A 26,521-nucleotide genomic window follows, 5' to 3' on the forward strand; every position below is an offset into this window, starting at 1 on the left:
TGAAGTGCTGGATCTCAAGACAACAACAGACACACTCGCAGAGAGAGGAGACATCACATGAACTTCCGCAACCTGATCGGCGCCGCGCTGTGCGCCGCCGCCGTCGTCGGCACGGCGCCCGCCATCGCGCAAAACTACAAGCCCGAATACAAGCTGTCCATCGTCGTGGGCACCACCTTCCCGTGGGGCCAGGGCGCCGAAATCTGGTCCAACCTGGTGCGCGAACGCACCCAGGGCCGCATCAACATCAAGGTCTATCCCGGCACCTCGCTGGTCCAGGGCGACCAGACCCGCGAATTCACCGCGATCCGCCAGGGCGTGATCGACATGGCGGTGGGCTCCACCATCAACTGGTCGCCGCAGGTCAAGCAGCTGAACCTGTTCTCGCTGCCCTTCCTGATGCCCGACTACGCCGCCATCGACGCGCTGGTGCAAGGCGACGTGGGCAAGGAAATGTTCAAGCTGATCGAGAAAGCGGGCGTGGTGCCGCTGGCCTGGGGTGAAAACGGCTACCGCCAGCTCAGCAACTCCAAGCGCGACATCAAGAAGCCCGAAGACATGAAGGGCATGAAGCTGCGCGTGGTGGGTTCGCCGCTGTACATCGACACGTTCACGGCGCTGGGCGCCAACCCCACGCAGATGAGCTGGGCCGATGCGCAGCCCGCGCTGGCCAGCGGCGCGGTGGACGGCCAGGAAAACCCCCTGTCCATCTACACGGGCTCCAAGCTGTACACGGTGGGCCAGAAATACCTGACCCTGTGGAACTACGTGGCCGACCCGCTGATCTTCGTGGTCAACCGCGAGGTCTGGAATTCGTGGTCGGAAAAGGACCGCGACATCGTGCGCCAGGCCGCGCTTGACGCCGGCAAGCAGCAGATCGTGATCGCGCGCAAGGGTGTCACGCCCGAAGACCCGTCGCTGCTGAAAGAGATCGAAGGCCACGGCGTGACCGTGACGTCGCTGTCGCAAGCCGAGCACGACGCATTCGCCAAGGTCACCCAGCCCGTCTACGACAAGTGGAAGAAGCAGATCGGCGAAGACCTGGTCAACATGGCCGAAAAGTCGATTGCGGCGCGCAAGAAGTAAGCGGCGCGAGTCAAAGGAACTGAATTAGCAGCAAGCCCCAGGGGAACGACGGCGCAAGCCGCCACACCGAGGCAGGGACGTCAGATCCCTCCCAACCAAACAGGCGCCGGCCACAAGCTGGCGCCTGTTTCCTTTTTGGGGTGCTGGATTGGCGGAATGACGACCTAAGCGCCGTAGGATGGGTGGAGCGCGAGCATCTTGATGCAAGAACAAGATATCTAGCGCGCGAAACCCATCAAGCAACCGCTGCATAATGGCGAAAGCTGGCTAGCAAGCAGCCCCCCCGCGATGGGTTACGCGCGCTGAACGGTCTGCCTGATTTCCCCGCCTTCTCGCGCTCCACCCATCCTACGCATCGAGCACTGCGCTCAAGAATTACGGGTAGCTGACTTCCAGGATGTCCAGTTCTTCGATCCCGCCCGGTGTGCGCAGCACGACCGTATCGCCTTCGCGCGCCTTGATCAGCGCACGCGCCACCGGTGAAATCCAGCTGATCTTGCCGGCCAGCGGCTCGGCCTCGTCCACGCCGACGATGGTGACCGTGTGGTCTTCGCCGGCCTTGTCCGAATACGACACCGTGGCGCCGAAGAACACTTGGTCGCGGTTGGGTTGCGCGGCGGGGTCCACCACTTCGGCGATATCCAGCCGCTTCGTCAAAAAGCGCATGCGGCGGTCGATCTCGCGCAGGCGCTTCTTGCCGTACAGGTAATCGCCGTTCTCGGAACGGTCGCCGTTGGACGCCGCCCAGGACACCACTTGCACGACGGACGGACGCTCCACGTTCATCAGGTGCGTCAGTTCGCCGCGCAGGCGTTCATAGCCCTCGGGGGTCATGTAGTTCTTGGTGCCTGCCGGCAACGCCTGGGCTTGCGGCAGATCGTCGTCGTCCTCGTTATCGGACTCTTTAACAAAGGCTTTGTTCATGGCGCATGCGCCGCAAGGGCGCGCTCACAATCGATGGCTTGCAGGATGGGCGGAGATGACCGCCCGCGTCAGAACCAGTCGTGCCAGACCGGCTTCAAGTCGGACGGCAACGGCGGCAAACGGCCCAGGTCCATCCGGCTTTCCTTGGGGCTATGGAAATCCGACCCGCGCGAGGCCAGGAACCCATAGCGGCGCGCAACCTCGGCGTATTGGCGGGCTTCTTCGGCGGTATGGCTACCGGTGTTGACCTCGATGCCCAGCCCCCCCAGTTGCAGGAATTCGTCGAACAGCGCGGCGAATTGCAGCGGGGTGTACTTATAGCGGCCCGGATGCGCGATGACGGCGATGCCGCCCGCGCCGCGGATCCAGCCCACGGCTTCGGCCAGGGTGGCCCATTGCATGGGCACGTGGCCGGGCCGGTCGTCGCCCAGGTGCTTGGTGAAAACGGTTTGCACGTCGGGGCAGTAGCCGGCTTCGACGAGATACCGCGCAAAGTGCGTGCGGCTGATCAGTTCGGGGTTGCCGGCGAACGGCAGCGCGCCTTCGTAGGCGCCGGGCATGCCCATGTCCGCCAGGCGTTCGCCGATGCGCTTGGCGCGTTCGGCGCGGCCAGAACGGGTCTTGCGCAAACCTTCGACCAAGGCAGTGTTTTCCGGGTCGAAGCGCAGGCCCACGATGTGCACCGTCAGGCCGGCCCAGGTCACGGAAATCTCGACACCGGTGGCAAAACGCATGCCCAGGTCCTTGGCCGCGCTGGCGGCTTCGGCCAGGCCGCCCACTTCGTCATGATCGGTCAGTGCCCAGACGTCCACGCCGTTGGCGTGCGCGCGCTGCGCCACATCGCGGGGCGCAAGCGCGCCGTCCGAGACGGTGGAATGGCAATGCAGATCGATGTTCAGGGTGGGCGATGTCATGGGTCTATTGTAGAGAAGGCCCGGCACCCTGGATAGCGCCGGGGTGTCCCCATAATCGCTGGGCGGACGATCAGGCCAGGAGAAAAGCCGCGACCGGGTCCACCTGGCTGTCGGCGATCAGCGTGGGCGCATGCCCCACCCCGGGCACTTCCAGCGCCTGGGCCCGCGGGTTGCGCTTGAGCATTTCTTCGACGGTGGCGGGCGTCAACAAGTCGGACAGCGCGCCGCGCAGGATCAGCACGGGGCAGGACACCGCGTCATAGGAGCGCCACAGGATCTGTTCGCCGGCAGCCAGTTCTTCGGGGGTCTGGGCCGCCAGCGGCTGGGCCAGGGCCAGATCGTAGTGCTTGACCCATTTGCCGCCGTATTCCGGGTACAGGTACTGGGCCAGGTCCGCCCATTGCGCGTCGGTGTGCGGCCCGAACGTCTGGGAATTGGCCCGCATGGTGGCCACGGCTTCCTCGAACGAAGCGAATTCACCGGGTTCGCCCACGTACTGGCCAATGCGCGACAAGGCGCCGGTTTCCAGCCGCGGCCCCACGTCGTTCAGCACCAGCTTGTCCAGGCGGATGCCTTGCCCGGGCGGCAGCATGCCCGCATGCGGACGCATGGCCTGCAAGGCGCCCGCGAACGCGGCGGCGCCCGACAGCGCCAGGCCGACCAGCCCGCCCATCGACGTACCCACCCAGGCCAGCCGGGCCGGACGCAGGCGCGCGATCAGCGTGACCATGTCGGACACGTACTGCGGCACCGTGTAGAAAGCGGGATTGGCCAGCCAGTCGGATCGGCCACGACCCACCACGTCGGGGCAGACCACGCGGTAGCGCCCGGCCAGCCGGCGCGCCAGCGCGTCGAAATCGCGCCCGCTGCGGGTCAGACCGTGCACGCAGAGCAGCACCTGGTCGTTGGCGGGATCGCCCCATTCCCAGTACGCCATCCGGTGCAAACCGGCCGGGCTGGCGCAGGTGACGAATTCCAAACGGGGTTGCAGGCTGGCGTCCACCATCAAAACACTCCACGGGTCGGCGCAAGCCTGAAACGGCGGCGCACTAAGGCGGACTAGTGTAATCGCGCCAGTCGAACAATCACATGAACGGCACGGGGATGTGGCCGCCGCGCCGCCCCTCGCTGCCCGTGCTGGACACCCGGCCCGCGCCTCGCTACGATCAAGCCCATCCTCTTAGGCGCACCCGCAGCACGGTAGGAAATTGCCGTTTCCTATCGCGCCGATCCAATCATTAAATTGGAGTTGCCTGCCCGTTAGGGCGAGAGTAATGAGCTTCAGGCATTGCCAGATCAGTCATCCCAAAATTGATATGGAGTCCGTATGCAGCAAAGCAGTCCCGTCTCTCCGCTGACCACCGATCATTCCCCCCCTCCCGCGGTCAGCCCCCCTCCCCCCGAACCGCCCAAAGTGCTCCAGGACGTGTTGTCCCGGGCCGACGTCCTGATCAACGGTCCGCGCCCCTGGGACATCCAGGTGCATGACAAGCACATGTACGAGCGCGTCTTCGCCAGCTGGTCGCTGGGGCTGGGCGAGTCCTATATGGATGGCGAGTGGGATTGCGAGCAGCTGGACGAGCTCTTCACCCGCCTGCTGCGCGCGGACATGGGATCGGCCGCGCTGGGCGTCGCCCGCATCAAGCTGATCGCCGAACACCTGCGGCACAAGCTGTTCAACCTGCAGTCCAAAAACCGCGCCTTTGAAGTTGGCGAACAGCACTACGATGCCGGCAACGACGTGTTCGAGGCGATGCTGGACAGCCGCATGATCTATTCCTGCGCCTACTGGGAAAACGCCCAGACGCTGGAAGAGGCTCAGCTGGCCAAGCTGGACATGATCTGCCGCAAGCTGCAGTTGAAGCCGGGCGAAACGCTGCTGGACATCGGTTGCGGATGGGGCGGGCTGGCCAAGTTCGCCGCCGAAAACTATGGCGTCACGGTCACGGGCGTGACGGTGTCGAAAGAGCAGCTGGCGCTGGCGCAGGAGCGCGTCAAGGGCCTGCCCGTGCAACTGCTGCTGCAAGACTACCGCGACCTGCAAGGCAGTTTCGACAAGGTGGTGTCGGTCGGCATGTTCGAGCACGTGGGGCCGAAGAACTACGACACCTACTTCAGCAATGTGCAGCGCCTGATGGCGCCCGACGGCGTCTTCCTGCTGCACACCATCGGCATCGCCGCCACCAGCCAGAGCACCGACCCCTGGATCGACCGCTACGTGTTCCCGAACGGCAAGCTGCCGTCCGCGCGCGAGATCGCCAGCGCCGTCGAACACCGCTTCATCATCGAAGACTGGCACAACTTCGGCGCCGATTACGACCGCACGCTGATGGCGTGGTGGGACCGGTTCGAACGCGCGTGGCCCACGCTGCAGGAACGCTACGGCACGCGCTTCTACCGCATGTGGAAATACTATCTGATGTGTTGCGCCGGCTTCTTCCGTTCGCGTGAAGGCCAGCTCTGGCAGGTGATGCTGACGCATCCGCAGCGGAAAGACACGTACCGTTCTTTGCGTTGAATGCCTGACCACACCAAGAAAAACGGGAACCTCGCGGTTCCCGTTTTTCTTGTGCCTTATTAAACCGTTCCCTCATCCCCTACCGGCATCTTCGCGGATCATGTCTGCCGCCCGCTCCGCGATCATGATGGTCGGTGAATTGGTGTTGCCCGACGTGATCAGCGGCATGACCGACGCGTCGGCGATGCGCAGGCCCTCCAGTCCGAAGACCCGCAGCCGCGCGTCGACCACCGCGCCGCTGTCGGCGTCCTTGCCCATTGCGCAGGTGCCTACCGGATGGAAGATGGTGGTGCCAATCTTGCCGGCCGCTTCGCGCAATTGCGCGTCTGTCTGGTAAGCCGGGCCGGGCAGCCATTCCTGCGGCTGATAGCGCTGCAAGGCCGGGGCCGCCGTAATGCGGCGCACCAGCCGGATCGAATCGGCGGCCACCTGGATATCCGCTTCCGTACTGAGGTAGTTGGCGGCGATGACCGGCGTCGCAGCTTCCGGCGTACCGGCCGGGCCCTGCGCATGGATGCTGCCGCGCGACGTCGGCCGCAAATTGCACACGCTGGCCGTGAAGGCGTCGAAGTCGTGCAGCGGTTCACCGAAAGCACCCAACGACAGCGGCTGCACGTGGAATTCCACGTTGGCGCGCGACTGCCCGGGGTCGGACTTGGCGAACGCCCCCAGTTGGGACGGCGCCATGCTCATCGGCCCGCTGCGTTTCAGCAGATACTCCAGGCCGATGCCCGTCTTTCCCAGCCACGACGAGGCAATCCGGTTCAGCGTCTTGACTCCGTTGACCTTGATGATGACCCGCAGCTGCAGGTGGTCTTGCAGGTTCTCGCCCACGCCGGGCAAGGCATGGCGCAGCGCGATGCCGCTTTCACGCAGCCGGGCGGGTTCTCCGATGCCCGACAGCTCCAGCAGATGAGGCGTGTTCACCGCCCCCGCCGCCATCACCACTTCGCGCGTCGCGCGCACGGTCAGGCTTTGGCCGCCGCGCCGCAGTTGCACGCCGACGCAGCGCTTGCCCTCGAACACCAGTTGCTCGGCCTGCGCGCCCGTCATCACATGCAGGTTCGGGCGTTTGACCACCGGGCGCAGAAACGCTTTGGACGTGTTCCACCGCCAGCCGCGCCGCTGGTTCACTTCGAAGTAGCCGCTGCCGAAGTTGTCGCCCCGGTTGAAGTCCTGCACGCGCGGAATGCCTTCTTGCTCCGCCGCGCTGGCAAAGGCTTCCAGGATGTCCCAGCGCAAGCGTTGGGACTCGACGCGCCACTCGCCCCCGGCGCCGTGGAATTCGTCGGCGCCGCGGTGATAGTCCTCGCTGCGCTTGAAGACTGGCAGCACCTGATCCCAGCCCCAGGCCGGGTCGCCCGAAAGCGCGGCCCAGTCTTCGTAGTCTTCACGCTGGCCGCGCATGTAGATCATGCCGTTGATGGACGAGCATCCACCCAGCACCCGGCCCCGAGGGTAGATCAGCGAACGGCCACCCAGCCCGGGTTCCTTGACCGTGCGGTACATCCAGTCCGTGCGTGGGTTGCCGATGCAATACAGGTATCCCACCGGGATGTGGATCCAGTGGTAGTTATCGCGCCCGCCGGCCTCCAGCAGCAGCACCCGGGTGCCCGGGTCCTGGCTCAGGCGGTTGGCCAGCACGCAGCCGGCCGACCCCGCGCCCACGATGATGATGTCGTATGTCTCCATAAGCTCTTCTTATCTGGGTAGCGGCGCTTTTGGGGCTGCCGCCACGGTGAGCCGACCCGGCTGCAGCGTCTGGACGCGCGCCGGGCATCTGGCGTGACTCTGGCGCAGCGGCCCGGAACTGTCCAATGAAATGTTGAAAAACGCTTTATAAGCATCTTTAATAATGCATACCCCCTTTCCGGACACCGCCATGGACCTCAAGCACATCCGGACCTTTGCCGCCGTGGCGCGCGAAGGCAATCTGACGCGCGCGGCCGAGCACCTGCATCTGACCCAGCCCGCGCTGAGCCTGCAACTGAAGAACTTCCAGGAATCCCTGGACCTGACCCTGTTCTCGCGCACCGCGCAAGGTCTGGCGCCGAATGCAGACGGACGGGCGTTGCTGCCGTCGGCGCAACGCGTGCTGGATGCGCTGGACGACTTCCGGCGGGCCATCGGCGCCCTGCGCGATACCGTGCAAGGCGAACTGCGCATCGGCACCATCCTGGATCCGGAATTCCTGCGGCTGGGCGCCACCCTGCAATACCTGGTTGAGCATTACCCGAAAATCCGGCCCACCCTGCGCCACGGCATGTCGGGGTCGGTCGGCCGGCAGGTGCGCGCCGGCGACCTGGACGTGGGCTTTTGCCTGGGTCCGCCGGCGCCTGCCGCCGGCCAGCCGGGCCTGCAAGCGCTGCCGCTGGCGTCGTTCGCCTATTACGTGGTGGCCCCAAAAGGCTGGGGCGCGCAGGTGACCGGGCGCGGCTGGGCCGAAATTGCGGCGCTGCCGTGGATCTGGACACCGCCTGATTCCGTGCACCACCGCCTGCTGACGGACAAGTTCGATTCGCTGGGGCTCACCCCCAACGCGGTGGCCGAAGTGGACCAGGAAGCGTCCATGCTGGACCTGGTGCGGTCGGGGGTGGGCTTGTCGCTAGCGCGGGATTCCATCGCGTTGCGGGAGTCCCAGGCCAACGGGCTGCTGCTGGTGAAGGGGCTGGCCATCCAGGCAGAGCTGTCTTTCGTCACCCAGACCGCGCGTCGGGACGACCCGCTGGTGGCCGCCGCCTTCGACGCTGTGCAGGCGGCGTTCGCCTGACGGCGCTGCTGCATCCATTCCCGTTTCAAATGTCACGATTTTGCGCACGACCCGGGCGCGGCGGAAGTTCAATAATGTCCCATTCTTGGCGGACCCCGACCAGATTCACCCCGCCAAGACGCCGCACATGGCACGTATCGCCCTGCACCTGGGCGAAGCCGACCGTGCGCGCGCCTTCGCACAGTCGGGCCTGGCAAGGGCGCCGCAAGCGGCCAGGTCGCTGAAGGCCGAGTTGGAGCAAGTGCTGGCGGGCTGACGACGGCAAGCCCAAGCGTGTCTGCCGAACGGAAGGGCCTGCCAGCAGCAGTTCAACCTCAGGAGACACACGATGCTCAGTAAAAATACGATTTGCCTCTGGTACGACGGCGATGCGCTGGAGGCCGCGACGTTCTACGCCAAGACGTTTCCGGACAGCGCCGTCAAGGCGGTCCACCGTGCCCCCGGCGACTATCCGGCGGGTAAGCAAGGCGACATCCTGACTGTCGAATTCACGGTCATGGGCATACCGTGCCTGGGCCTGAATGGCGGCCCCGGCGTCCAGCACAACCAGGCCTTTTCGTTCCAGGTCGCGACCGACGACCAGGAAGAGACCGACCGCCTGTGGACCGCGATCATCGAAAACGGCGGCAGTGCAAACGTCTGCGGCTGGTGCCAGGACAAGTGGGGACTGTCATGGCAGATCACCCCGCGCATCCTGTCCGCCGCGATCATCGACCCGGACCCCGCCGCCGCCAAGCGCGCGTTCGAAGCCATGATGACCATGGGCAAGATCGACATCAGCGCGATCGAGGCGGCGCTGCGCGGCTGACCCGTCACGCAAGTCAGCGCGGCAGGCATCGCGCCAAACCGGTGCGGCGTGCACCCCACCCTGCACCGGTTTGACGCATGACTGCGCGCCGGGCCGTCCTGCCGCTTGGTCGCATCACCGCGCTTTCCTGCCGCGTGCCCCTATGAAAACGCGGACAAAATCCGCCCACCCAGGCCTATTGCATTTCGCTGGCACGGACCTTGCTTAAGTGTCCATGCAGGCCGCAAGGCCCGCAGCACAACTCGAGCAGTTCCGGCAAAGGCGCCCCGACCGCAAGGTCCAGGGCGCCTTTTGCCTTTTTGATTCACGTATCCAAGCCTGGGGAACTTCATGAAAGCAGCGGCCACTTCCGATTCCTTGCAGACCCTGGTCGTGATCGGCAACGGCATGGTGGGGCACCATTGCGTCGAGCAGCTGATCGCCCGCGGCGCGCTGGCACGCTATCGCATCCACGTCTACGGCGAAGAAACCCGCCGCGCCTACGACCGCGTGCATCTGTCCGAATACCTGAACGGGCGGGACGCCGAGTCGATGGCGATGAGCGGGGCCGAGTTCTATACACAGGATGGGCTGACGCTGCACCTGGGCGAGCCGGTGCTGGAAATCGACCGCCAGGCCGGGGAAATCGTGACAGCGACGGGCCGCCTCGCCTATGACAAGCTGGTGCTGGCCACCGGCTCTTACCCCTTCGTTCCCCCGATCGCCGGCGCCGAGGGCGCGTCCCGGCTGGTGTACCGCACGATCGACGACCTGGACCTGATCCGCGCGGCGGCCAGCGGCGCGCGGCGCGGCGTGGTCGTGGGCGGCGGGCTGCTGGGGCTGGAGGCCGCCAATGCGTTGAAATCGCTGAACCTGGAAGCCCATGTGGTGGAATTCGCGCCGCGCCTGATGCCGGTGCAGCTGGACGACGCCGGCGGCGCCGCGTTGCGCGCCCGGATCGAGGCGCTGGGCGTGGGCGTGCACTTGTCGCGCGCCACGCAGGACATCAAACCTGGCACGCGCTACCGCTACCGCATGCGCTTTGCCGAAGGCGAGCCGCTGGAAACCGATTTGATCGTGTTCTCGGCCGGAATTCGCCCGCAAGTGACGCTGGCACGCCAGGCCGGGCTGGCGCTGGCCGAACGCGGCGGCGTGGCCATCGACGACCGCTGCCGCAGCAGCGACGACCGCATCTACGCCATCGGCGAATGCGCGGCCTGGAACGGCAGCGTGTTCGGGCTGGTGGCGCCGGGTTATCAGATGGCGCGCATCGTTGCGGCCGATCTCTGCGACGCGCCGGAACAAGCGTTCTCGGGCGCCGACATGTCGACCAAGCTGAAATTGCTGGGGGTGGACGTCGGGTCCATCGGCGACGCGCACGGCACGACGCCGGGCGCGCGCAGCTACCGCTACATCGACGAGGCCGGGTCCAGCTACCGCCGGCTGGTAGTGTCGGCCGACGGCAAGCGCGTTCTGGGCGCGGTGCTGGTGGGCGACAACCGCTATTACGACACCCTGCTGCAGTATGTGCAGAACGGCATCGCGCCGCCGGCCGATCCCGCCAGCCTGATCTTGCCGCTGGGCCAGGCCGCGCCCGCGCTGGGCGTGGATGCGCTGCCGGCGACTGCCACCCTCTGCTCCTGTCACAACGTCAGCAAAGGCGCGGTCAGCGCCGCCATCGACGGCGGCTGCACCGATCTGGCCAGCGTCAAACGCTGCACGAAAGCGGCCTCGGGCTGCGGCGGCTGCGCCAGCCTGCTCAAGCAGGTGGTGGAACACGAACTGGCCAGCCGCGGGGTCGCCGTGGACAAAAGCCTGTGCGAGCATTTCTCCTACACCCGCCAGGAGCTGTACGCCATCGTGCGCGTGGGCGGCGTCGAAACCTTCGAGGCCCTGCTGGCCAGCCATGGCAAGGGGCACGTAGGTTGCGACATCTGCAAGCCTGCGGTCGGCTCCATCCTGGCGTCGTGCTGGAACCGTCCCATCCAGGACCCGCACCTGGTGCCGCTGCAAGACACCAACGACACCTTCATGGCAAACATGCAGAAGAACGGCACGTATTCGGTGGTGCCGCGCATTCCCGCCGGCGAGATCACGCCCGACGGCCTGATCGCGATCGGCGCGGTGGCCAAGAAGTACAAGCTCTACACCAAGATCACAGGCGGCCAGCGCATCGACCTCTTCGGCGCGCAACTGCATGAACTGCCCGACATCTGGGCCGAGCTGATCGCCGCCGGCTTCGAGACCGGGCACGCCTACGGCAAGTCCACCCGCACCGTGAAGTCTTGCGTGGGCAGCACCTGGTGCCGCTATGGCGTGCAGGACAGCGTGCAGATGGCGCTGGATATCGAACACCGCTACAAGGGCTTGCGTTCGCCGCACAAGCTGAAGTTCGCGGTATCGGGCTGCACCCGCGAATGCGCCGAAGCGCAAAGCAAGGACATCGGCGTGATCGCCACCGAAAACGGCTGGAACCTGTACGTGTGCGGCAACGGCGGCATGCGCCCGCGCCACGCCGAGCTGTTCGCCACTGATCTGGATGACGCCGCGCTGATCCGCACCATCGACCGCGTGCTGATGTTCTACATCCGCACGGCCGACAAGCTGCAGCGCACCTCCGTCTGGCGTGAATCGCTGGAAGGCGGCCTGGACTATCTGAAGGACGTGGTGCTGAACGACAGCCTGGGTCTGTGCGCGGAACTGGACGCCCAGATGCAACTGGTGGTGGACCGCTACGAATGCGAGTGGGCCAACGCGCTGAACGACCCGGAAAAACTCAAGCGCTTCCGCACCTTCGTGAACGATCGCGGCGGCGACCCCGACATCCAGTTCGTCGAGGAACGCGGCCAGCCCCGCCCTGCCCCGGCGCGCGCATCCGCGCGCGTCATCCCCATCGCAGAGGAAATCGCCTGATGAACGCTCCCGCCCTCGCCCCTTCCCGCTCCTGGCGTCCCGTCTGCACGCGGCAGGATCTGGTAGCCCAGTCCGGCGTTGTCGTGCTGGTGGATGGCGAACAGATCGCCTTGTTCTACCTGCCCGGCGCCGAAGGCCCCGACTTGTACGCCATCGAAAACCGCGATCCGAAATCGGGCGCAAACGTCATCGGCCGCGGTCTGGTCGGTCATATCGGTGGCGAACTGGTGGTGGCCTCGCCGCTCTACAAGCAACACTTCCGGCTGGCCGACGGCAGCTGCGTGCAGTTTCCCGAGCAGCAGCTGCGCACCTGGCAAGCGCGCTTTGCCGGCGACGCCGTGGAAATCGCCTGACCCGCCATGACCGAACGCCACCTGCCGCCGCCGTTGCGCTTCCTGCTGGCCGCCCGGCGCAGTGAACTCCAGGGCCTGGAGGCCCTGGCGGGCACCTGCGAATTGGTGGTGCGCATCAGTGCGCTCGTGCACGCGCTGCAAAAAGAGCGCGGTTACTCCAACCTGACGCTGTGCAGCCCGCCGGGCCGCCTGCAACCCACCCTGGCCGGACTAAGCCAGGACGCCGCAAGCGTCGAGGCGCAGGCACGCCAGTTCCTGGACGGCGAAGCCGCCGACAGCACGCAGGGCAGCGGCCGCGCGCGCCTGCTCAACTGCATCGCCTTCGCCCTGTTCCGCCTGGATGAGCTTCCCGCGCTGCGCCGGCACGTCCGCGACCGATCCGTGCCCGTCGAGGATGCCGACTCGCGCTTCACCCAGGTGATCGGCAGCCTGCTGGCCGTGGTCTTCGAAGCGGCCGATTCGGCGCTGGATCCAGGCGTTACCCGCATCCTGGTGGCGCTGCTGAACTTCATGCAGGGCAAGGAATTGAGCGGCCAGGAACGCGCCTGCGGCGTGACGGGCTTTACCGCCGGATATTTCACCGACACCCAGAAAGCGCGCATGCTGGGCCTGGCCGCCAACCAGCGGCGCAGCTTCGATACCTATGCCCACTATGCGGAAGGCACCGCGCTGCAATGCTGGGCCGAACTCCAGCAGCAAGACCCGCCCGTGCAGCGCATGCGCGACATGGCGCAGCACACCTCCAGCGAACAACGCGTGGATGGCGCCCTGGCCGAGCTGTGGTTCAACCTGAGCACGGCGCGCATCGATGCCATGCGCGACGTCGAAAGCCTGCTGGCCGAAGCATTGGCCCAGCAATGCAACCGGCGCATCGCCGAAACCCGCCAAGAGCTGAACGACCGCCGCCTGCTGCTAAGCCGCTATGCCGACCATGCCAGCGGCCGCGCGCCCAGCATGCTGTACAGCGTGCAAAGCCGCGTCGTCGATACGCCGCCCCCGGACGGCGTGGGCAGTGAATTGGAGCGGTCGATCCTGGACATGATGCGTGAACAGACGCTGCGCCTGCAGCGTACCGACGACGCGTTGAACGCCGTGCGCGGCGCGCTGGACGAAAAAAAGCGCATCGACCGCGCCAAGCTGCTGCTGATCAGCCATTACGGCCTGACCGAGCAAGCCGCGCATGAACGCCTGCAACGCGCCGCGATGGACGCCGGCCTGGCGCTGGCGGACGTGGCGCGCCAGGTGATCGGCCAATTGGGCGGTCAGTCAGGCGGCCAGTTAGGCGGCAATTGACGCGCGAGCCTACCGGAACACCCGCTGCGTCAGGCTGACCAGGACCCCGGCCACCGCCAGCACGGCCAGCACCCGGAAATGATCCAGATTCGCCAACAGCACCGATTGCTGATTCAGCATTTGCGAGATATGGGCCATGGCCATCTGCTGCGCCTGCGCGGGATCCGCCACCGTGGCGTACACGCTGCTGAGCTGTGCCTTGGCCGCTTCAAAATTGGCGTTGCCCGTGGCGATGCTTTCTTGCAGCACGTTGTAGTGCTCGGACGTCAGCCACTGCTGCCCCACGGTCGCCAGCATGATGCCGAGCGCCTGTCCCACCTGCGCCAACATGTTCTTCACCTGCTGCGCATGGGCGAAGACGGCGGGGTCGTGGGTCAGCCCCGCGAAGGTGTTCATGGCAGTGGCAGGCATGACGATCATGATAAACACGCCGTAGCAGGCCAGCGCGGGCAACACGTCCGTCCAGGCGTCCGCCGTGGGCGACAGGCGCGACATCAGGACGCCGAACGCCGCCAGCGCCAGGAACCCCGCCACGAAGAACTTGCGCGGCGACGGCCAGCGGGCAAGCAACTGCGACATCACCGCAAACGTCAGCACGCCCGCGCCCAGCCCCATCGCAAAGAACACGCCCGTGTTGGCCCAGGAATGGCCCAGCGCGCGCTGCAACATCAGGGGCACCAGATAGCCGTTGGCGCCCAGCATCAGATAGCAGAACATGAAGAGCGCCAGGCCACTCAGGAAGCGCACCTCTTTCATCCCGCCCAGCTTGAGCAGCGGCGCACCCGTGCGCGTTTCCGACCACACGAAATACGCCAGCGCGGCCAGCCCCCCCAACGCGAACAGCACAAGCAGATGGCGGTCGCTGAAGAAGTCGTAATAGGACCGCTGCAAGGCATGCAACACCAGGAAGCTGCCCAGCCCCAGCGCGGCGATCGGCGCCAGGCGCGCCTGCCCGGCCACCGTCGCGCCGCCTCCCTTGCCCGGCATGGACAAAGCGACCGGGATCATCGCCAGCACCGACAGCACCGCCACCAGCCAGAACATCAGCGGCCAGCCGTCATGCTCGACCGCCAGAGACGCCAGCCAGGGCGCCAGCGCCGTACCCGTGCACAGCCCAGTGGCCAGCGCCTTGATGCCCTGGAAACGCGCAGGGCCCGGCGGGATCAGGTTCACCGTCAGCCGCGACGAAGTCAGCATGGCAGCGCACCCCGTAGCCATCAGCACCCTGCCCAGCAGAAATCCCGCTTCGCTGAGCGACAAGGCGCACACCACGGCACCTACCCCCGCGGCGCCCAGCGAGGCCAGCAGGTAGCGGCGCAAACCCAGGTGATGCACCAGCCACCCCTGCAACGCAATCAGCACCACGGCGACGCAGGCGTAGATGACTGCAACCGTTGTGTATTCCTCTGGACTGGCACCGATCTCGCCCATGATCGGTGCGGCGGCAAACGTGACCATGCCGTTCTGCAGGAAATCGACGAAGGTCAGCGCACCGATCGTCATCAGCAAGGCAGGCGGAACCGGGGGGTGGGTAGGACTCATGGCGGCGGTACCGTAAACGTTTGTCTATGCCCAGGCTGTATATGCCTAGGCAGTTAAATAATAAAAAAAAAGCGGCTGGCGTTATCAGCCGGCGATGTCAGCCCGTAATGTCAGTCCGCTGCAGCATTGACGAGCAAGCGCGACAACAGCTTGTGCAAGGTCTCGGCATCGCCTTCCGAAAACCCGGCCAACAGACGCTGCATGGCGACCTCGGCCGCGGCAAGCGCTTGCGGCAACGCGGCCTGCCCCTGTTCGGTCAGTTCGATCAGATAGCTGCGCCGGTCGGCTTCGTTTTCCACGCGGCGAATGAAGCCCTTGGCCACGATGCGGTCCAGCAGCCGGGTCATGGCGCCCGAGTCGTACGCCAGCACCCGGCAAAAGTCGCTAAGCGTGCGGCCCCAGCCCTTGGCCAGGCAGTTCAGCACCACGTACTGCGGCGTCGTGAGTTCGAACGGGGCCAATTCGCGTTCCAGGGCCTCGTGGATGCTGTTGCGCACCGACGTCACCATGAAGCCGAGTTCGCCGGTATGGAAACGGTCCAGCACGGTAGGTTTGACGGGAGACATGGTTGCCTTCAGGCCGATAGAGGTCGATTGGCGAATTTTATCTGCCTAGGCAGTTAAAACGCAAGCAATAAATGTACGCATGCGGGACCCCGCACGGACTACGGCAGGTTCTCGCGGAAAATCACCTGGCTGCGCGCCAATTCCACGCCGTTCATCGGGCTGCGCTTGTCGCGCAGGTTGCAGAAGATGCGCACGCAGCTCATCAGCGCCTCCATCGGGCTTTGCGTGATGACGGCGTCCATCGTGCCGTCGATCAGCAAGGACCGGGTGTCAGGCGTCAAGCCGTGGCCGATGAACACTACCCGGTGCTGCTGGCCCGCCTCTTTCAACGCCCGCGCCACGCCGTCGGACGCGCCGCCGATGTTGTAGATGCCCGCCAGATTGGGATATTGCTCCAGCAACTGGCGCGTCTGTTCGTAGTTGCGTTGGGCATCGTCATAGCCTTCACGCAGGTCCACCACCTGCATGGCCTGGAACTGCTCGGCGTACAACTGCAGAAAACCGCTTTCGCGCTCTTCGTGGGCGCGGTAGTGGCGCGAACCGGCGATCAGCGCCACATGCGCCGCGCGCGACCCGATGAAGCGCGCGATCAGGTAGCCGGCCGTGCGGCCCGCGGCGCGGTTGTCCAGCCCCACATAGGCCGTGCGCGCGCTGTTGGCCAGATCAGAAATCAGCGTGACCGTCGGCACGCCCTGCTGCGCCAGGGTGTTGACGGCTTCGCGCACCACCGGGTGCTCCAGCGCCATGAAGGCGATGCCGTCGGCGCGCTTGCCGTGCTTGGCCAGCGCCTGCGCCAGGGCGTCGGGGTTGAAGCTTTCCACGTATTCGATCTGGCACTTGGCATTCAGCGGCCCGAAGTGCTCGTGCGCATAGCTGACGGTGTCGCCCAGCATGCGCAGGTAGCGGTTGCTGCCGCGCGGCAGCAGGAACACCAGCCGCATCGGTTCGGCCGGGGCCGCCGCACCCAGTTCCTGTTCGGGCAGGTAATCCAGTTCGATGGCGGCCTTGAAGACCTTTTGCGCAGTATTGGCGCGCACCCCGGGCCGGCGGTTCAGCACGCGGTCGGCCGTGGCGGTGGACACGCCGGCGCGCGCGGCTACGTCGGCCAGGCGGGCGAGCTTGCGTTCGGGAGCAGTTTTATTCACATCAAAAACCATCATGAATAAGGTTTGACGATATTACCGCCTATTCACTATTGTCCACACTGCCGCATGGGATTGGCGTTTTTGTGGCACATCAAAAAACATCATAAATACGATTATGGAGACAACCATGAAGCTGCTGACACGCCGCAGTGCCCTGCGCCGCCTTTGCGCCGTTCCCGCCGTGGCCCTGGCGGGCGGATTCCCGCTGATTGCGCGCGCCGCCGACTACACGCTGAAATACGGCAACAACCTGCCGGTCACGCATCCGCTGAACATCCGCGCCCAGGAAGCCGCCGAACGCATCCTGAAGGAAAGCAACGGCCGCGTGGACATCAAGATCTTCCCGAATAATCAGCTGGGCGGCGACACCGACATGCTGGCGCAAGTGCGCTCGGGCGGCATCGACTTCTTCACGCCATCGGCGCTGGTCATCGCCACGCTGGTGCCGGTGGCCGCCATCAACGCCGTCGGCTTCGCCTTCAAGGACTACAACCAGGTCTGGGGCGCCATGGACGGCGCGCTGGGCGCGCACGTACGCGCCGCCATCGCGCAGCGCAAGCTCTACGCGTTTGAAAAGATGTGGGACAACGGCTTTCGCCAGACGACCAGCAGCAAGGCGCCTGTTGCGTCCGCCGCCGACATGAATGGCCTGAAGATCCGCGTGCCGGTCAGTTCGCTGCCGATCTCCATGTTCAAAGGCCTGGGCGCCGCGCCCGCCAGCCTGCAGTTCAGCGAGGTGTATTCGTCGTTGCAGACCAAGGTGGTGGACGCGCAGGAAAACCCGTTGCCCATCATCCAGGTCGCCAAACTCTACGAAGTGCAGAAGTACTGCTCGCTGACCAATCACATCTGGGACGGCTACTGGTTCATCGCCAACGGCCGCATGTGGGAAGGCCTGCCGGAAGACTTGAAGACGATCGTCGCGCGCGGCATCAACGAAGCCGGCCTGGCGCAACGCGAAGACATCAAGAAGCTCAACGCCTCGGTGCAGTCCGACCTGGAAGCCAAGGGTCTGCTCTTCAACCAGCCGGCCGCCGACAGCTTCCGCGAACAGTTGCGCACCGCCGGCTTCTACAAGGAATGGCAAGGCCGTTTCGGCAACGAAGCCTGGTCGCTGCTGGAACAAAGCGTCGGCAAGCTGGCCTGAGGTCGCGCCATGTCCTCCCTGTCCGCCCCCCACGCCGCGGCCCCGGTGCTGCCGGCCAATCCCCTGCGCCGGGCCGCCGGCGCGCTGGACAGCGCGCTGGGCTGTGTCGTCGAGCACGCCGCCGCCGCCATCGTGCTGATCGAGATCTTCGTGCTGTTCGCCGGCGTGGTCGCACGCTACGCGTTCCATAGCCCGCTGGTCTGGTCCGACGAGCTCGCCTCCATTCTGTTCCTGTGGCTGTCGATGCTGGGCGCCGTCGTGGCCCTGCGGCGCGGCGAGCACATGCGCATGACGGCGCTGGTCAACAACGTCAGCCCGGCGCGCCGCGCGCAGCTGGAAACCGTGGCGCTGGCCGCGTCGCTGGCGTTTTTGATCCTGATCCTGGCGCCCGCCATCGAGTACGCCCACGAAGAACACTTCATCATCACGCCGGCGCTGGAACTCAGCAACGCGTGGCGCGCGTCAGCCATTCCGGTGGGCATGGGCTTGATGGCCGTGGTGGCCGTGCTGCGCCTGTTGCGCACCCAGCCGCTGCCGCAAGTGCTGATGGCGCTGGTGGGGGTGGCCGTGGTGGTAGCCGTGTTCTGGTTGGCGCAGCCGCTCTTCAAGGGGCTGGGCAAGATCAACCTGGTGATCTTTTTCGTCGGCATCGTGGCCGCCACCGTGTTCTCGGGCGTGCCCATCGCGTTCTCGTTCGCGCTGGCGACGTTTTCGTATCTGGCGCTGACCACCAATACGCCGATGGAGGTCATGGTCGGCCGGCTGGACGAAGGCATGTCGCACCTGATGCTGCTGGCGGTGCCGCTCTTCATCTTCCTGGGCTCGCTGATCGAGATGACGGGCATGGCGCGCGCCATGATCCAGTTCCTGGCCAGCATGCTGGGGCACGTGCGCGGCGGCCTGTCCTATGTGTTGATCGGCGCCATGTACCTGGTGTCGGGCATCTCGGGCTCGAAGATCGCCGACATGGCGGCCATCGCGCCCGTGCTGTTCCCGGAAATGCAAAAGCGCGGCGCCAAGCCGGGCGACCTGGTGGCGCTGCTGTCGGCCACGGGCGCGCAGACCGAGACCATTCCGCCGTCCATCGTGCTGATCACGATCGGGTCGGTCACCGGCGTGTCCATCGCCGCGCTGTTCACGGGCGGTCTCTTGCCCGCGGTGGTGCTGGGGCTGGCGCTGTGTTCGGTGGTGTGGTGGCGCTACCGCAAGGAAGACCTGAGCCTGGCGCAACGTTTCAGCGCGAAGGAAATCGGCCGCTTCTTCGTCATCGCCCTGCCCGCCGTCGCCCTGCCCTTCGTGATCCGCGCCGCGGTCGTTGAAGGGGTGGCCACGGCCACCGAAGTATCGACCATCGGCATCGTGTATTCCGCCGTGATCGGCATCCTGATCTACCGGCGTTTCGACTGGGCGCGCTTGCGGCCCATGCTGATCGAAACGGCCTCGCTGTCCGGCGCCATCATGCTGATCGTGGGCTGCGCCACCGCCATGGCATGGGCGCTGACGCAATCGGGCTTTTCGGGCGACCTGGCCCGCCTGATGGCCGGCATGCCCGGCGGCAGCTACGGTTTCCTGGCCGTGTCCATCGTCGCCTTCATCATCCTGGGCAGCGTCTTGGAAGGCATTCCCGCCATCGTGCTGTTCGGGCCGCTGCTGTTCCCGATCGCGGTGCAGGCCGGCGTGCATGAAGTGCACTACGCGATGGTCGTCATCTTCGCCATGGGCATCGGCCTGTTCGCGCCGCCCTTCGGAGTGGGCTACTACGGCGCCTGCGCCATCAGCCGCGTCGACCCCAACGAGGGCATCGGCCCGATCTGGGGCTACATCGCCGCGCTGCTGGTCGGGTTGATTGTCGTCGCCGCTTTCCCCTGGTTCTCGATCGGTTTCCTGTGACGCGACGCGGCGGGCGTCCGACGCCTGCCGCACGCCTCGCCTATTCAGCCACCTTTTCATAAAGATCCATCATGAGTCGTTTCCTGGGCGAAATCCGCCAACTCGGTTATGTGGTGCACGACATCGAAGCCGCCATGGACTACTGGAGCACCACGCTGGGCGTGGGCCCCTGGTACTACAACCCGCGCGTGCCGATCGTGAATTACCAGTACGACGGCGTCAGCCACGAACCGCACAACTCGGTGGCGCTGGCCAACTCGGGCTTCGTGCAGGTCGAACTGATCCAGACCCGCAACGACGTGCCGTCCATGTACCGCGACTTCCTGCAGGCGGGCCGCACCGGTTTGCAGCACGTGGCGTACTGGACCGAAAACTACGACGCCGATCTGGAACGCCTGCTGGCCCAGGGCTTCAAGCCCAAGATGAGCGGCGAAGTCGGCGAAAAAGGCCGCTTCATCTATTTCGACACCGAATACCACCCCGGCACGGTGATCGAACTGTCCGAAGTGGCTGGCCCCAAAGGCCGCCTGTTCGACCTGATCCGCAACAGCGCCACCGACTGGGACGGCAAGGATCCGGTCCGTCCGTTCCCCGACCTGAGCCGCCTGTAAAAGCCCCCCGCCCCGACACCGCTTGCCGCCCGCCACCATGAATTCCCAATTGTTTAGCGCTACCTACCTGATCGAAACGCCGATGGACCCCGCCCGGGTCGCGGAGGTCATGGCAGGCGAGCAGTCCTGCGGCACGTTCACCCGCGTGCAGGGCGAAACCGACGAACTGCGCGCCCGCGCAAGAGCGCGCGTGGAGTCCGTCGAACTGTTGGAATCCGTCGCCACGCCCAGCCTGCCCAACGCCTGGCTGGCGCGGCAGGCGGGTGGCATGCCCGGGCAGTACCAGCGGGCCCGCGTCCGCATCGCCTTCCCCGTCGCCAACGTGGGCGCCAACCTGGCGACCTTGGCGGCAACCGTCGGCGGCAACCTGTACGACCTGGGCGAAGTCACCGGCCTGCGCCTGGAAAGCCTGGAGCTGCCCGCCAACTACCGCGCCCAGTTCGACATGCCGCAAGTCGGCATCGCCGGCACGCGCCAACTGACCGGCGTTGCGACCGGGCCGCTGGTGGGCACCATCATCAAGCCCAATGTCGGGCTGTCGCCCGAACAGACCGCGCATCTGGTGGCACAGCTGTGCGCGGCGGGCGTGGACTTCATCAAGGACGACGAGGTCTGCGCCAACCCCGCGCATGCCCCGCTGGCGCAGCGCGTGGCCGCCGTCATGGCGGTGGTGCGGGCGCACCGCGAACGCACGGGCCGGCAAGTCATGGTGGCCTTCAACATCAGCGACGAGACCGACGCCATGCGCCGCCACGCGGACCTGATCGAACGCGAAGAAGGCACCTGCGTCATGGCTAGCCTGAACTGGTGCGGCTTCTCGGCGATCCAGACCCTGCGACGCAGCACGCCGCTGGCCCTGCACGGCCATCGCAACGGCTATGGCGCCCTGTCCCGCGCGCCACTGCTGGGCATGGATTTCCAGGCTTACCAGACGCTGTGGCGGCTGGCGGGCGTGGACCATATGCACGTGCACGGCTTGCAGGGCAAATTCGCCCAGGACGACCGCGAAGTCGTCGAGTCCGCGCGCGATTGCCTCGCGTCGCTGACGCTGGGCATCGACGACCCCGTCATGCCGGCGTTCTCGTCCGGCCAATGGGCCGGCACCGTCCCCGCCACGTGGTCGGCGGTACGCACCGACGACCTGATGTTCATGTCGGGCGGCGGCATCCTGGCCCATCCGGACGGCCCCGCCGCCGGCGTGCAGAGCATCCGCCAGGCTTGGCAGGCCGTGCGCGAAGGGCAGTCGCTGGAAGACTTCGCGCGGCATGCGCCGGAACTGCAACGCGCCCTGGCCTTCTTCGGAAACCGCGCATGACTGGCGCCGAAGACGGCACGTCCGCACCGCGCGTCTGCTGGTACGGCGACGACTTCACGGGCGCAACCGACACGCTGGCCGAAGTGGCCCGCGCGGGCCTGCGCAGCCTGCTGTTCCTGGGCGTGCCCACGCCTGAACAACTGCGCCGCGCGGGTCCGTTGGACGCCTTGGGCATCGCGGGCGCCGCGCGCGCCATGGCGCCCGATCAGATGGAAGCCGAGCTGCGCGCCGTCGGCCGCTTCATGGCCGGCACCGGCGCTCGCGTGCTGCACTACAAATGCTGTTCCACCTTCGACAGCGCGCCGCACGTCGGCAGTATCGGCGTCGCCATCCGCGAACTGCGCCGCCACATGCCGAACCCGCTTGTGCCCATCGTCGGCGGACAACCCGGCATCGGGCGCTATTGCAGCTTCGCCCAACTGTTCGCCCGCGCGGGCAGTGCGCCCGAGATTCACCGGATCGACCGCCATCCTGTCATGAGCCAGCACCCCGTCACGCCCATGCACGAGGCCGACCTGCGCCTGCATCTGGCGGCCCAAGGGGTGGCCGACATCCGTTCGGTGCCGCACACCGCCTACCCGCGCCTGCGGCAAGCTGCCGACGCCCCCGGCGTGGAGGACTGGATCGACAGCATCATCGACACCTCCGACGGCCCCGTGTTGTTCGACGTGATCGACGATGAGCAATTACCCATCATCGGCCGCCTGATCTGGCGCGCGGCCGCCTGCGTGCCGCTGCTGGCGGTCGGGCCCAGCAGCGTGCAGCAAGCGCTGGCCCGCGCCCACGCGCCCAGCCGCGCGAGCGCCCCCGCCGCCCCCTTGGCGCCTGCGGCGGGACCTGTCCTGATCGTGGCCGGCAGCCTGTCGCCCGTCACGGCCCGGCAGATCGCCGCGTGCCAGCAATACACGCGCCAGCCGCTACAGGTCCAGCGACTGCTGGACGACCCGGACTACGCCGCGCAGCAGGTGCGGCAGGCTGCCTCGTTGCTGGCCGAAGGGCGCAACGTGCTGGTCCACACCGACCGCCCCGCGCAAGCCGTCACCGCCCAACAGGCGGCCGCCACGGCAAGCGGCACCGCGCAACTTGCGGCGTCGATCGTCGCGGCCAGCGCCCAAGCGGGCAAGCGGCTGTCACGCATTGGCATCGCCGGCGGCGATACTTCCAGCCAGGCCACGCTGGCGTTGGGGTTGTGGGGGCTGGCCTTCCATCGCGTATTGGCGCCAGGGGTCACCGTCAGCGTCGCCCGCAGCGACGATCCGGTCATCGATGGCGTCGAACTGATGCTCAAGGGCGGCCAGATGGGCGGCGACCAGCTGTTCGACGATCTGGCCACGGGCACGGCATAAGGCGCGAGCGGTCGTCGGTTATGCTGGCCGGGATTTGTCCGGCGGATGGCCGGACGGCCCCCACCCAGGAGATCCCCTCATGTCTTGGCGGTTCCGCGCATCTCTTATCGCCGCCCTCGCCCTGTGCCTGCCCTTGCCTTTGCTCGCCAGCACCTTGACCACGCAGGCAGAATGGCACACCGCCATCCGCCAGCAGCTGCAACGCAAGATCGAGGCGCCCCCACAGATCCACGAGGCGGCCGCGGACCTGAACGTCCAGGTGCGCATCGTCATCCTGCCCAGCGGCGTCATCGACACCGTGACCCTGGCTCGATCCTCGGGCAACGTCGCGGTAGACAATGCGACGCTCGCCATGATCCGGCGCGGGGGCAAACTGCCCGCCTTCACCCCTGACATGGCGCCCGACAAGCAAATCGTCATGCTGCCCGTGCGTTACGTTGTAGAGAAAAGCGACATCGCTCCCCCGCCGTCGCCGCCGCCTCTCGTGAAGCAAACCCGCAAGAACGCGCCGGACTGATCCAAGGCCTCTTGTGCCCATGCGGGCCATGAACGGCATCGCGCCCGGCTCCGCCTAGCGCCCGTGCCAATACCGCCGCCCGCGGTCCCGCTGCGACCACACGTCCAACCCTTGCATGGTGGATACCGCCATCACCGCCCCGTTCCGGTCGCTGCGCCAGAATGCTGCCCCCGCACGCAACCAGCGCCGCTCGACCGCCGGCGCCGGATGCCGAAAACGGTTCAGGTGACCGGCTTGCGCCAAGGCGTGGCTGGCCTGTGTCGCAACCACCCAGTCCCGTCCAGACGATGACGCCGAGCCGTGATGCGCCGCCATCACCACATCCGTCGCAGGGACGCCGCGCGCGACCAGTTCGCGCTCCTGCGCAACGCCGATGTCGCCCGTCAACAGCAGCGAATGGCTGACGCCCTCCACGCGCAGCACGCAACTGTCCGCGTTGCGGTCGGCAACCGCTCCGCTGCCGCCACCGGCCGGATGCAGGAAGGTGAACGTCACGCCATCGACTTCCCAGGCGTCGCCCCGTCGGCACCGCAACCTCTCTTGCGGCAAGGCCGGCTGCGCAGCGGCATCCGGCCACAGCCGAGCATCCCGCCGCACAAACGCCGCCACATCAAACGACGCATAACTGCGCCCCACCGGCACCGCGGCCAACACCGCCCGCGTGCCGCCCACGTGGTCCTGGTCGGCATGCGACAGCACCAGCACGTCCAGCGCGCCGATCCCGCGCGCCTGCAAAAACGGCGCCACCACGCGTTCGCCGGCGTCGCTCCCGCCGTAATGGCGCGGGCCGGCATCGAACAGCAACGTCTGGCTTGCGGTTTCAACCAGGATGGCGCTGCCCTGCCCCACATCCAGCGCGCTCATCCGCCAATGGCCAGGGTCCGGACGGTCCGGCCTCCAGCACAGCAATGGCAGCATGCATACCCACCCTGCATACCGCGCCGGCCAGCCCCGCGTCTGCAATGCCCACACCATTCCCGCCACCGCCAGCAGCAGCCACGGCCACGGTGCCGCCGCCACCGCAAAGCTCGCCCAGCCCGCGTTGCCGACCCACGCCACCGGCACCATCGTGTAATCGAACGCGGCCACCCCCAACTGCCCCACCCAGGCCGCGGCGCTTTGCGCACCCGGCACCACCGACAGCGCCGCGCACAGCAGCGCCAGCGGCGTCACAACGAACGTCACCGAGGGAATCGCCACCGCGTTGGCCAGCGGAGACCCCACCGATACCTGATACACCAGGAACGCCAGCAGCGGCGTCAGCCCCAAGGTGACCAGCAACTGCAGGCGCGTCGCCTGCCCCAGCCGGGCCATCCAGCGCTGGCGCCAGCCCGCCTCCACGTCGAACGGCGCATCCGCGATACGGAGCAGAATCGCCACCGCCCCGAACGACAACCAGAACCCCACCGACAACGGCGCCCACGGGTCCAACGCCACCACCCCCGCCGCCGCGCACGCCAGCACCCGGCCTGCCGTCAGCGGCAGCCGCGACATCGCCGCTGCCAGCACCACCGACAACATGAAAAACGTACGCCGCGCGGGCACGCCCCATCCCGCCAACAGGCAATACAGCAAGGCCACGACGGCCGCCGCCGCGCCGCCCGCAACGCGCGACGGCGCAAACTCCGCCAAGCCCACGCCCCGCCATCGCGCCCGCCGCCACAGCGCCGCGACCAGCACCCCCGCAATGCCGGCGATTGAGGTCACGTGCATGCCGCTGATTGACACCAGATGCGTGATGCCGCTGCGGTTGAAGATGCGCCAGTCGTCCCGCGCCACACCAGCCTGATCCCCAATCGCCAACGCAATCAGCACGGGCGCATAGCGATGCTCCCCCAACGCCTTGCGCAAGCCCTCGCGCACCAGATGCCGCGCCCGTTCAATCGCGATGCCCGGCGACACCCAGGGCGCGTCATCCAGCAAACGCGGCTGCCCCCGCACCGTGCCCACCGCGCGCAAGCCCCGGGCAAACATCCGCGCCTCCGCATCGGGCCCCGCCGGGTTCAGCACGCCATGCGGACGCCGCAAGACCAGCGCCATGCGCCAGACCTGGCCGGGCAGCAGCTGGGGAAGTTCCTGCAAGCTTCCGCGCTTTGCGCCGGGCGGCGCCTGCCACGTCACCTGGATGCGCGACGGAATGCCGGGCCGGGCGGGTTCCGCCAACTCGGCCACGAAGCGCTGATGTTGTTCGTCTCCGTCCGGCAGTTCAGCCACGCGCACGATCAGGCGCGACACCTGATCCTGGTGGAGGTCCGCCAAGGCGTCATCCAGGCGGTGTTGGGCCTGAAGGCTGGCGTTGAGCGTGCCCGTACAAAGTCCCAGCGTTAGGGCACAGGCAATACGAAGCGCGTCGGGGCGGCAGCGCGCCCAGCAGCCTGCGGCAACGATCCCCCCGCCCGCGACCAGCCACAACAGCATTCGTCCCGGCAATGCCGGCAAGCATTGCACCAGCGCTGCGCCGGCGACGAACGCCAAACAGAATGAACGACCGGTAATGACCCTCTCCCAAAGCCAGGAGCGTAGGTCGTGGCGCAACACGCTGGGGTATCTAGTGAACGGGGTTGTCCGCCTCGGGTGGCCGTAAGGAGGGCTTGCCGATCGATAGGGGGACCCATGCGGAGATGACGGAACGTTAGACGCGAGACTGTTTCGTCAACGCCACCGCTTTACCCATGGTGACAGCACCACTGGCATAAGGCCAGTTGACAGGAGCCTGCTTGGAAATTGCGGTCTGACACCGTACTCGATACGTATCAAAGAGCTTCCTGAATACAACGTACTGAATGCCCGGAGATTGCGCCAATGCAGCCAGGATCGTGACCGGGTTTTCCCCATCTCGCAATTCTGCGATTTACAGCTTTCTCAGCCCAATTTAGAGTGGTGT

The 26,521-nt window shown here is 66.5% G+C and carries 22 protein-coding genes; 14 read left to right on the plus strand and 8 right to left on the minus strand.

What is annotated here, in order from left to right:
* Positions 1-57 precede the first annotated feature (57 nt).
* The gene (locus AC27VE_RS10270) at positions 58-1,086 is read left to right on the plus strand and encodes a DctP family TRAP transporter solute-binding subunit (RefSeq protein WP_006225221.1); all 1,029 of its coding nucleotides are present in this window, start codon (positions 58-60) and stop codon (positions 1,084-1,086) included.
* A 375-nt stretch (positions 1,087-1,461) separates the two neighbouring features.
* On the opposite strand, the gene greB is transcribed toward AC27VE_RS10270, so the two are convergent.
* The 3 genes from greB to AC27VE_RS10285 form a co-directional block, all read right to left on the minus strand.
* Positions 1,462-2,010 (minus strand): transcription elongation factor GreB, encoded by a 549-nt coding sequence (greB, locus tag AC27VE_RS10275; RefSeq protein WP_006225222.1) that lies wholly within the window; start codon positions 2,008-2,010, stop codon positions 1,462-1,464.
* Positions 2,011-2,078: 68 nt separating this feature from the next.
* The gene (locus tag AC27VE_RS10280) at positions 2,079-2,924 is read right to left on the minus strand and encodes a 3',5'-nucleoside bisphosphate phosphatase (RefSeq protein WP_280028186.1); all 846 of its coding nucleotides are present in this window, start codon (positions 2,922-2,924) and stop codon (positions 2,079-2,081) included.
* Between the two features lie 70 nt (positions 2,925-2,994).
* Positions 2,995-3,930 (minus strand): alpha/beta fold hydrolase, encoded by a 936-nt coding sequence (locus AC27VE_RS10285; RefSeq protein ID WP_488703773.1) that lies wholly within the window; start codon positions 3,928-3,930, stop codon positions 2,995-2,997.
* Positions 3,931-4,251: 321 nt separating this feature from the next.
* Here AC27VE_RS10285 and cfa point away from each other — a divergent pair, with 321 nt between their 5' ends.
* Complete coding sequence (gene cfa / locus AC27VE_RS10290) at positions 4,252-5,442, plus strand: cyclopropane fatty acyl phospholipid synthase (protein ID WP_488703774.1); 1,191 nt, start codon at positions 4,252-4,254, stop codon at positions 5,440-5,442.
* A 72-nt stretch (positions 5,443-5,514) separates the two neighbouring features.
* On the opposite strand, the gene AC27VE_RS10295 is transcribed toward cfa, so the two are convergent.
* Positions 5,515-7,134 carry a GMC family oxidoreductase gene (locus tag AC27VE_RS10295; protein WP_488703775.1) on the minus strand — a complete coding sequence of 540 codons (1,620 nt, stop codon included), beginning with the start codon at positions 7,132-7,134 and terminating at the stop codon, positions 5,515-5,517.
* Between the two features lie 190 nt (positions 7,135-7,324).
* On the opposite strand from AC27VE_RS10295, the gene AC27VE_RS10300 reads away from it, so the two are divergent.
* The 6 genes from AC27VE_RS10300 (at position 7,325) to AC27VE_RS10325 (ending at position 13,558) form a co-directional block, all read left to right on the plus strand.
* On the plus strand, positions 7,325-8,212 hold the full coding sequence (locus AC27VE_RS10300; protein ID WP_488703819.1) for a LysR family transcriptional regulator: 888 nt from the start codon (positions 7,325-7,327) through the stop codon (positions 8,210-8,212).
* Positions 8,213-8,339: 127 nt separating this feature from the next.
* Positions 8,340-8,468, plus strand: a complete 129-nt coding sequence (locus tag AC27VE_RS10305; protein WP_272938474.1) for a hypothetical protein — start codon at positions 8,340-8,342, stop codon at positions 8,466-8,468.
* A 72-nt stretch (positions 8,469-8,540) separates the two neighbouring features.
* Positions 8,541-9,020, plus strand: a complete 480-nt coding sequence (locus tag AC27VE_RS10310) for a VOC family protein (protein WP_488703776.1) — start codon at positions 8,541-8,543, stop codon at positions 9,018-9,020.
* 330 nt (positions 9,021-9,350) lie between these two features.
* A complete protein-coding gene (gene nirB, locus AC27VE_RS10315) occupies positions 9,351-11,912 on the plus strand; it encodes a nitrite reductase large subunit NirB (protein WP_488703777.1) in 2,562 nt (853 codons plus the stop codon).
* Positions 11,912-12,265 carry a nitrite reductase small subunit NirD gene (gene nirD / locus AC27VE_RS10320; RefSeq protein ID WP_088591175.1) on the plus strand — a complete coding sequence of 118 codons (354 nt, stop codon included), beginning with the start codon at positions 11,912-11,914 and terminating at the stop codon, positions 12,263-12,265. The genes nirB and nirD overlap by 1 nt, the downstream gene beginning before the upstream one ends.
* 6 nt (positions 12,266-12,271) lie before the next feature.
* On the plus strand, positions 12,272-13,558 hold the full coding sequence (locus AC27VE_RS10325) for a nitrate- and nitrite sensing domain-containing protein (RefSeq protein WP_488703778.1): 1,287 nt from the start codon (positions 12,272-12,274) through the stop codon (positions 13,556-13,558).
* 9 nt (positions 13,559-13,567) lie between these two features.
* On the opposite strand, the gene AC27VE_RS10330 is transcribed toward AC27VE_RS10325, so the two are convergent.
* The 3 genes from AC27VE_RS10330 to AC27VE_RS10340 form a co-directional block, all read right to left on the minus strand.
* On the minus strand, positions 13,568-15,100 hold the full coding sequence (locus AC27VE_RS10330; protein WP_488703779.1) for an MFS transporter: 1,533 nt from the start codon (positions 15,098-15,100) through the stop codon (positions 13,568-13,570).
* Positions 15,101-15,210: 110 nt separating this feature from the next.
* Positions 15,211-15,666: a MarR family winged helix-turn-helix transcriptional regulator gene (locus tag AC27VE_RS10335; protein ID WP_006225234.1), complete on the minus strand. Its 456-nt coding sequence runs from the start codon at positions 15,664-15,666 to the stop codon at positions 15,211-15,213.
* A gap of 98 nt (positions 15,667-15,764) precedes the next feature.
* On the minus strand, positions 15,765-16,826 hold the full coding sequence (locus AC27VE_RS10340) for a LacI family DNA-binding transcriptional regulator (RefSeq protein ID WP_427959210.1): 1,062 nt from the start codon (positions 16,824-16,826) through the stop codon (positions 15,765-15,767).
* 112 nt (positions 16,827-16,938) lie between these two features.
* Here AC27VE_RS10340 and AC27VE_RS10345 point away from each other — a divergent pair, with 112 nt between their 5' ends.
* From AC27VE_RS10345 to AC27VE_RS10370, 6 genes are all read left to right on the plus strand, one after another.
* Positions 16,939-17,958, plus strand: a complete 1,020-nt coding sequence (locus AC27VE_RS10345) for a TRAP transporter substrate-binding protein (protein WP_006225236.1) — start codon at positions 16,939-16,941, stop codon at positions 17,956-17,958.
* Positions 17,959-17,967: 9 nt separating this feature from the next.
* Entirely contained in the window at positions 17,968-19,848 is a 1,881-nt protein-coding gene (locus AC27VE_RS10350; protein WP_006225237.1) for a TRAP transporter large permease, read from the plus strand.
* A gap of 71 nt (positions 19,849-19,919) precedes the next feature.
* A complete protein-coding gene (locus tag AC27VE_RS10355) occupies positions 19,920-20,459 on the plus strand; it encodes a VOC family protein (RefSeq protein ID WP_006225238.1) in 540 nt (179 codons plus the stop codon).
* A gap of 37 nt (positions 20,460-20,496) precedes the next feature.
* On the plus strand, positions 20,497-21,774 hold the full coding sequence (locus AC27VE_RS10360) for a ribulose-bisphosphate carboxylase large subunit family protein (protein ID WP_035213339.1): 1,278 nt from the start codon (positions 20,497-20,499) through the stop codon (positions 21,772-21,774).
* On the plus strand, positions 21,771-23,120 hold the full coding sequence (locus AC27VE_RS10365; protein WP_488703780.1) for a four-carbon acid sugar kinase family protein: 1,350 nt from the start codon (positions 21,771-21,773) through the stop codon (positions 23,118-23,120). The genes AC27VE_RS10360 and AC27VE_RS10365 overlap by 4 nt, the downstream gene beginning before the upstream one ends.
* Positions 23,121-23,199: 79 nt before the next feature.
* The gene (locus tag AC27VE_RS10370; protein ID WP_488703781.1) at positions 23,200-23,637 is read left to right on the plus strand and encodes an energy transducer TonB family protein; all 438 of its coding nucleotides are present in this window, start codon (positions 23,200-23,202) and stop codon (positions 23,635-23,637) included.
* Between the two features lie 54 nt (positions 23,638-23,691).
* On the opposite strand, the gene AC27VE_RS10375 is transcribed toward AC27VE_RS10370, so the two are convergent.
* Positions 23,692-26,055, minus strand: coding sequence for a DNA internalization-related competence protein ComEC/Rec2 (locus AC27VE_RS10375; RefSeq protein ID WP_488703782.1), 2,364 nt, complete (start codon positions 26,053-26,055; stop codon positions 23,692-23,694).
* Positions 26,056-26,521: the final 466 nt, after the last annotated feature.

The sequence above is a fragment of the Achromobacter sp. 18P8.1.1 genome (assembly GCF_057799415.1).